The organism is Streptomyces sp. NPDC054783 (assembly GCF_053611725.1).
The window spans coordinates 1-7,488 of sequence record NZ_JBSHAY010000080.1; the positions used below are offsets into that span (position 1 = coordinate 1).

Below are 7,488 nucleotides of genomic sequence, written 5' to 3' on the forward strand. Positions count from 1 at the left end.
AGTTGACCCTCGAGGCGCCGCTGGTGCTGCCCGAGCGGGGTGCCGTACAGCTGCAGCTGGTGGTCGGTGCGCCGGACGACGACGGACGGCGGCCGGTGGACCTGTACGCGCGGCCGCAGGACGCGCCGGCGGACCAACCGTGGACGCGGCACGCCGGTGGCCTGCTGGCCGTCTCCGGCGGCCAGCGGTCCTCCGCCGACCTGTCCGCATGGCCTCCGGCGGGCGCCGAAGCCGTCGACGTCACGGGCCTGTACGAGCACCTCGCCGCGGGCGGATTCGGCTACGGGCCGGTCTTCCAGGGGCTGCGGGCGGCCTGGCGGCGCGGGGACGAGGTCTTCGCCGAGGTCCGGCTGCCGGAGGACCGGCAGTCCGACGCCGGACTGTTCGGCCTGCACCCGGCACTGCTCGACGCCGCGCTGCACGCCACGTTCGTGCAGGACGGCGGCGACGGACAGGGCCGCCTCCCGTTCTCCTGGCGGGACGTGTCCCTCCACGCCGTCGGTGCGGGCGCACTGCGGGTCCGGCTGGCCCCGGCGGGCGCCGACGCGGTGACCCTGGAGCTGGCGGACATGAACGGCGAGCCGGTGGCCTCCGTCGCCGGCCTGACCCTGCGCCCGGTCTCCGCCGACCAGCTGGCCGGTGCCCGCTCCGGGCACCACGAGTCGCTCTTCCGCCTGGACTGGGCCACGGTGCCGCTGCCCGAGGCAGCGCCCGAAGCCACGGAGCTCTGTGCCGTACTGGGCGACTCCGCGCTGCCGCTGCCGTACGCCGCTTACGCGGACCTCACCGCGCTGCGGGCGGCGGCCGACGCGGGCACGGCCGTTGCCGAACACGTCCTCGTGCCCATGGGCGGATCCGCCGCCGATGGCACGGCCGGGGCCGCGCGCCGGACCACCCATGAGACGCTGAGCCTGGTCCAGGCGTGGCTCGAGGACGAGCGGTTCGCCTCGTCCCGCCTGGTGTTCGTGACCCACGGGGCGGTGGCGACGCAGTCCGACGCCGGCGTGCGGGACGTGGCGCACGCCCCGGTGTGGGGTCTGGTCCGCTCGGCGCAGTCGGAGAATCCCGACCGCTTCGTCCTGGCGGACCTCGACACCGAGGCGGGATCGTACGAGGCACTGCCCGGCGCCCTCGCGTCCGGCGAGCCGCAGTTCGCGGTGCGGCGCGGCACCGTCCACGCACCACGGCTGGCGAGGGTGGCGTCCGGCGGAAACCTGGTGCCCCCTGCCGGGGAGCCCGCCTGGCGGATGGACATCCGGGACAAGGGCACCCTGGAGAACCTGACGTTCGTCCCGTGCCCGGAGGCGTCCGGGCCGCTGCGGCCGGGCGAGGTCCGGGTCGCGGTCCGGGCGGCCGGCCTGAACTTCCGCGATGTGCTCAACGCCCTCGGCATGTACCCGGGCGACGCCGGCCTCATGGGCAGCGAGGGCGCCGGTGTCGTCGTGGAGACCGGCCCCGGAGTCACCGATCTCGCCCCCGGCGACCGGGTCATGGGCATGCTGCCCGGTGGCTTCGGTCCGCTCGTGGTGGCCGACCGGCGGATGATCGCGCCCATGCCCGAGGGCTGGACGTTCGCGGAGGCGGCGGCCGTGCCGATCGTCTTCATGACGGCGTACTACGCCCTGCGTGACCTCGCCGGTCTCCAGCCGGGGGAGTCGCTGCTGGTGCACGCCGCCGCGGGCGGTGTGGGCATGGCGGCCGTGCAGCTGGCCCGGCACTGGGGCGCCGAGGTGTACGCGACGGCGAGCCAGGGCAAGTGGGAGACGCTGCGCGGCCTTGGGCTGACCGAGGACCGGATCGCCTCCTCCCGCACCCTGGACTTCGAGGAGACGTTCCGCGAGGCCACCGGTGGCCGCGGCGTCGACGTCGTCCTGGACTCGCTGGCCCGGGAGTTCGTCGACGCGTCACTGCGGCTGCTGCCGCGCGGCGGCCGCTTCGTCGAGATGGGCAAGACCGACGTACGGACGCCCGAGGAGGTGGCCGCCGCCCATCCCGGGGTGTCCTACCAGGCCTTCGACCTCGTCGAGGCGGGCCTTGACCGCATTCAGGAGATGCTCACCGAGCTGCTGGAGCTGTTCGCCTCCGGCGCGCTCACCCCGCCGCCGATCACCGCCTGGGACCTGCGGCGGGCGCCCGACGCCTTCCGCCACCTGAGTCAGGCGCGGCACGTCGGCAAGGTCGTCCTGACCGTTCCCGCCGAGTGGGACCCGGACGGCACCGTGCTGATCACCGGAGGCACCGGGACCCTGGGCGGTCTCGTCGCCCGGCACGCGGTCACCGCACGCGGTGCCCGTCACCTGCTCCTGACCAGCCGGCGCGGCATGGATGCGCCGGGCGCCGCGGCACTGGCCGCCGAACTGGCGGAACTGGGCGCGGAGGTCACCGTCGCCGCGTGTGACGCGGCCGACCGTGACGCGCTGGCCGCGCTGCTGGCCGGCATCCCGGCCGCACACCCGCTCACCGCCGTGGTGCACACCGCGGGTGTGCTCGACGACGGCGTCGTCGGATCGCTGACCCCGGAACGGCTCGACCGCGTCATGCGGCCCAAGGCCGACGCGGCGGTCAACCTGCACGAGCTCACCCGTGAGCTGGAGCCGGCGGAGTTCGTACTGTTCTCCTCGGCGGCCGGCACCTTCGGCGGGGCCGGGCAGGCCAACTACGCGGCCGCCAACGTCTTCCTGGACGCCCTCGCCCAGCACCGCCAGGCCCGGGGACTGCCCGCCACCTCCCTCGCCTGGGGCCTGTGGGCCGAGTCGAGCGGCATGACCGGCGAGCTGGACGAGACCGACAAGTCCCGCATGACCCGCTCCGGCGTGCTCGGCCTGGCCAACGACGAGGGCCTCGCGCTCCTCGACGCCGCCCACCGGGCCGGTGACGCCCTACTGGTCCCCATGCGGCTCGATCTCGCGCCGCTGCGGCACGCCGACGCGAGCAGCGTGCCCGCCCTGCTGCGGGGCCTCGTGCGCGCACCGGCACGCCGGGCCGTCGAGGCCGGCGGTACCACGGCCGGCTCCTCGCTCAAGGAGCGGCTGCTGCGGCTGCCCGAGGCGGAGCGGGACCAGGCCCTGCTCGACCTGGTGCGCAGCCAGGTGGCCGCCGTGCTCGGGCACGCCTCGCCCGAAGCGGTCGAGCCCACCCGGGCGTTCAAGGACCTCGGGTTCGACTCGCTGACCGGCGTGGAATTCCGCAACCGCCTCGGCGCGGCCGCCGGGCTGCGACTGCCGGCCACGCTGGTCTTCGACTACCCGACGCCCACCGCGCTGGGTGCCTGGCTGCGCGGTGAACTCCTCGGCGCCGATGCCGTGAGCGCCCTGCCCACCCGGGCCGCCACCGCCGCCGCCGCGCAGGACGACCCGATCGCCATCGTCGCGATGAGCTGCCGGTTCCCCGGCGACGTGCGCAGCCCCGAGGACCTGTGGACCCTGCTCGCCGAGGGCCGGGACGGCATCTCCCACCTGCCCGTGGACCGCGGCTGGGACCTGGAGGGCCTCTACGACCCCGACCCGGACAGCGCCGGAACGTCGTACGCCCGCGAAGGCGGCTTCTTCTACGACGCCCACCACTTCGACCCCGCCTTCTTCGGGATCAATCCGCGTGAGGCACTGGCGATGGACCCGCAGCAGCGGCTGCTGCTCGAAACCTCCTGGGAGGCGTTCGAGCGGGCGGGCATCGACCCGGCGACGCTGCGTGGCGGCCAGGTCGGCGTGTTCGTCGGCCAGATGCACAACGATTACGTGTCCCGGCTGAACACGGTGCCCGAAGGCGTCGAGGGCTACCTGGGCACGGGCGGCTCCAGCAGCATCGCCTCCGGCCGTGTCTCCTACACCTTCGGTTTCGAGGGCCCGGCGGTCACCGTCGACACGGCGTGCTCCTCGTCGCTGGTCGCCCTGCATCTGGCCGTTCAGGCACTGCGCAACGGCGAATGCACCCTGGCTCTGGCCGGCGGTGTCACCATCATCACCACGCCGGACGTGTTCACCGAGTTCAGCCGCCAGCGCGGCCTCGCCGCCGACGGCCGCTGCAAGCCCTTCGCCGCCGCCGCCGACGGCACCGCGTGGGGCGAGGGCGTCGGCATGCTCCTCGTCGAACGGCTCTCGGACGCCGAGCGCAACGGCCACCGGGTGCTGGCCGTCGTCCGCGGCACGGCCGTGAACCAGGACGGCGCCAGCAACGGCCTGACCGCGCCCAACGGCCCCTCCCAGCAGCGCGTCATCCGGCAGGCCCTGGCCAACGCCGGGCTGTCCGCCGCCGACGTCGACGCGGTCGAGGCCCACGGCACCGGTACCACCCTGGGCGACCCGATCGAGGCCCAGGCGCTGCTGGCCACCTACGGCCGGGAGCGCCCCGCGGACCGGCCGCTGTGGCTGGGCTCCGTCAAGTCCAACTTCGGCCACACCCAGGCCGCCGCCGGCGTGGCCGGGATCATCAAGATGGTGATGGCGATGCGGCACGGTGTCCTGCCGCAGACGCTGCACGTGGACGCCCCCACCCCGCACGTCGACTGGTCGGCGGGCGCCGTGGAACTGCTCACCGAGGCCAGGCCCTGGCCGGAGACCGGGCGGGTGCGCCGCGCCGGTGTCTCCTCGTTCGGCATGAGCGGCACCAACGCCCACGCCATCGTCGAGCAGCCCCCGCAGCCCGCGGACGACAGCGCGGCGCACGACGCCGGACCGCTGCCGGCGGTGCCGCTGCCGCTGTCGGCGAAGTCCCCTGCCGCACTGCGCGCCCAGGCCGAGCGGCTCAGGGACCGTATGGCGGCCGGTCCGGACCTCTCACCCACCGACGTCGGCTACTCCCTGGCCACCGGCCGCGCCCTTTTCGAGCACCGCGCGGTGGTCGTCGCGGCGGACCGGGACGAGGCCCTGCGCGGCCTGACGGCGCTGGCGGAGGACGGCACCACCACCCATGTGGTGCACGGCGTGGCGGGCGACGGCAAGGTGGCCTTCCTGTTCACCGGCCAGGGCAGCCAGCGGCTCGGCATGGGCCGGGAGCTCTACGCGGCCTACCCGGTCTTCCGGCAGGCACTGGACGAGGTCTGCGCCCACTTCGAACTGCCGCTGAAGGACGTCCTGTTCGCCGGTGACCAGGCCCTGCTGGACGAGACCGCCCGCACCCAGCCCGCGCTGTTCGCGGTCGAGGTGGCACTGTTCCGGCTGGTCCGGTCGTGGGGGCTGGAGCCCGACGTGCTGGCCGGGCACTCCATCGGCGACCTGGCGGCGGCGCACTGTGCCGGTGTGCTGTCGCTGGCGGACGCCTGTGCCCTGGTCGCCGCGCGCGGCCGGCTCATGCAGGAACTCCCCGGCGGTGGTGCCATGGTGGCCGTGCAGGCCACGGAGGACGAGGTCACGCTCCTCCTCACCGAGGGTGTGAGCGTGGCCGCCGTCAACGGCCCGCGGTCCGTGGTGATCGCCGGCGACGAGGACGCTGTCACGGACATCGCCGCGTCCTTCGCCCGGCAGGGCCGCCGCACCAAGCGCCTCACCGTCAGCCACGCCTTCCACTCCCCGCACATGGACCCGATGCTGGAAGCCTTCCGCGAGGTCGCCGAGCGGCTGTCGTACCGCGCGCCTCGGATCCCGCTCGTCCCGGGCCTCACCGGCGCCCTCGCCTCCGCCGAGGAGATCACCGGCCCCGACTTCTGGGTACGGCACGCTCGCGAGACGGTCCGCTTCCACGACAGCGTCCGTACCCTGGACGCGCAGGGCGTCACCACCTACGTCGAACTCGGCCCGGACGGTGTGCTGTGCGCACTGGCCCAGGACTGTCTCACCCACGACGACGCCGTGTGCGTCCCCGCACTGCGCGAGGGACGCGCCGAGGCGTCGACGTTGACCACGGCCGTGGCCCAGGCGTTCGCCCGCGGGGCGGCCACGGACTGGACGGCGCTCTTCGACGGCAGCGGCGCGCACCGCACCGACCTGCCGACCTATCCCTTCCAGCGGCAGCTGTTCTGGCTGGACGCCGGTTCCGCACAGGGCGACGTCTCGGCGGCCGGCCTGGGCCCCGCCGACCACCCGCTGCTGGGCGCCGCGGTGGAGCTGCCCGAATCGGGGGCGGTGGTGCTCACCGGCCGGCTGTCGCTGCGCACCCACCCCTGGCTCGCCGACCACGCCGTCCTGGGCACGGTCCTGCTGCCCGGCACCGCCTTCGTCGAGCTGGCACTGCGCGCCGGCGACCAGGTCGGATACGACCGCGTCGAGGAACTCACCCTGGAAACACCGCTGGTCGTACCGGAACACGGCGGAGTGCAGCTGCGCCTGACACTCGGCGACCCCGACGGCTCGGGCCACCGCACGCTCACCCTCCACTCGCGCCCCGAGGACGCGACGGGCGAATCCTGGTCCCGCCACGCCACCGGCGTACTGGCCCAGGGCGGCCCCGCCCCGTCGTTCGACCTCTCCGTCTGGCCCCCCGAGGGCGCCCAGCCGGTCGAGGTGACGGGCCTGTACGACGGCCTGGCCGCATCCGGATTCGGCTACGGCCCCGTCTTCCGGGGGCTGATCGCCGCATGGCGCCGGGGCGAGGAGGTCTTCGCAGAGGTGCGCCTCCCCGAGGACGCCGCCACCGAAGGCGCCCGGTTCGTCCTCCACCCCGCCCTGCTCGACGCCGCGCTGCACGCCCTCGGGCTGAACGCCGCCGGCACCGGCGAGCCCGGGCGGCTGCCGTTCTCCTTCCGTGGCGTCACCGCCACGGCCGCGGGCGCGGACGCGCTCCGGGTACGGCTGCGGCCCGTGAGCGGCGGCGAGGTGACGCTGGAGATCGCCGACACGGTCGGCGCCCCGGCCGCCGTCGTGGAGGGCCTCGCCCTGCGCACGGTCTCTCCGGAGCAGCTCGGCACGGCTCGCGACCCCCACCACGACGTGCTGTTCCGCGTCGACTGGGCACCGCTGACACCGGTCACCGCCGGCACGCCGGACGACGGTCCGTGGGCCGTACTCGGCGACGGTCCCGCCGGTCCGGAACGGGCCGAGCGCCACACCGATCTGTCCGCGCTGATCAGGGCTGTGGAAGCGGGCGCACCCACACCGCGCACGGTGCTGCTCGACCTGCCCGCCGGCGTCACCGGGGACCTCCCCGCGACGGCACGGGCCGCCACCGCCCGCGCGCTGGACACCCTGCAGACCTGGCTCGGCGACGACCGCTTCGCCGACGCGCGTCTGGTCCTCGTCACCCACGGGGCGATCGGCCCCGTGGCGGACGCGGACCCACGGGACCTGGCGCACGCCCCGCTGTGGGGTCTGGTGCGCTCCGCCCAGTCCGAGAACCCCGGCCGACTCGTCCTCGCCGACCTCGACGACACCGAGACCTCCTGGCACGCGCTGACCGCGGCACTGGCCACCGGAGAACCCCAACTCCTGATCCGCGACGGTGCGGTACGGGTGCCGCGACTGGCCCGGGCCGAGATGCCGGCCGAGGCGTCGGCTGCTGTCTGGTCGTCGACGGGCACGGTGTTGGTGACGGGTGCCGGTGGTCAGTTGGGTGGGGTGT

The 7,488-nt window shown here is 74.9% G+C and carries 1 protein-coding gene; it reads left to right on the plus strand.

From position 1 onward, the window contains the following. Positions 1-7,488: SDR family NAD(P)-dependent oxidoreductase (locus tag ACWGJ5_RS46145; RefSeq protein ID WP_453315578.1), on the plus strand; the 7,488-nt coding region annotated here is incomplete at both ends.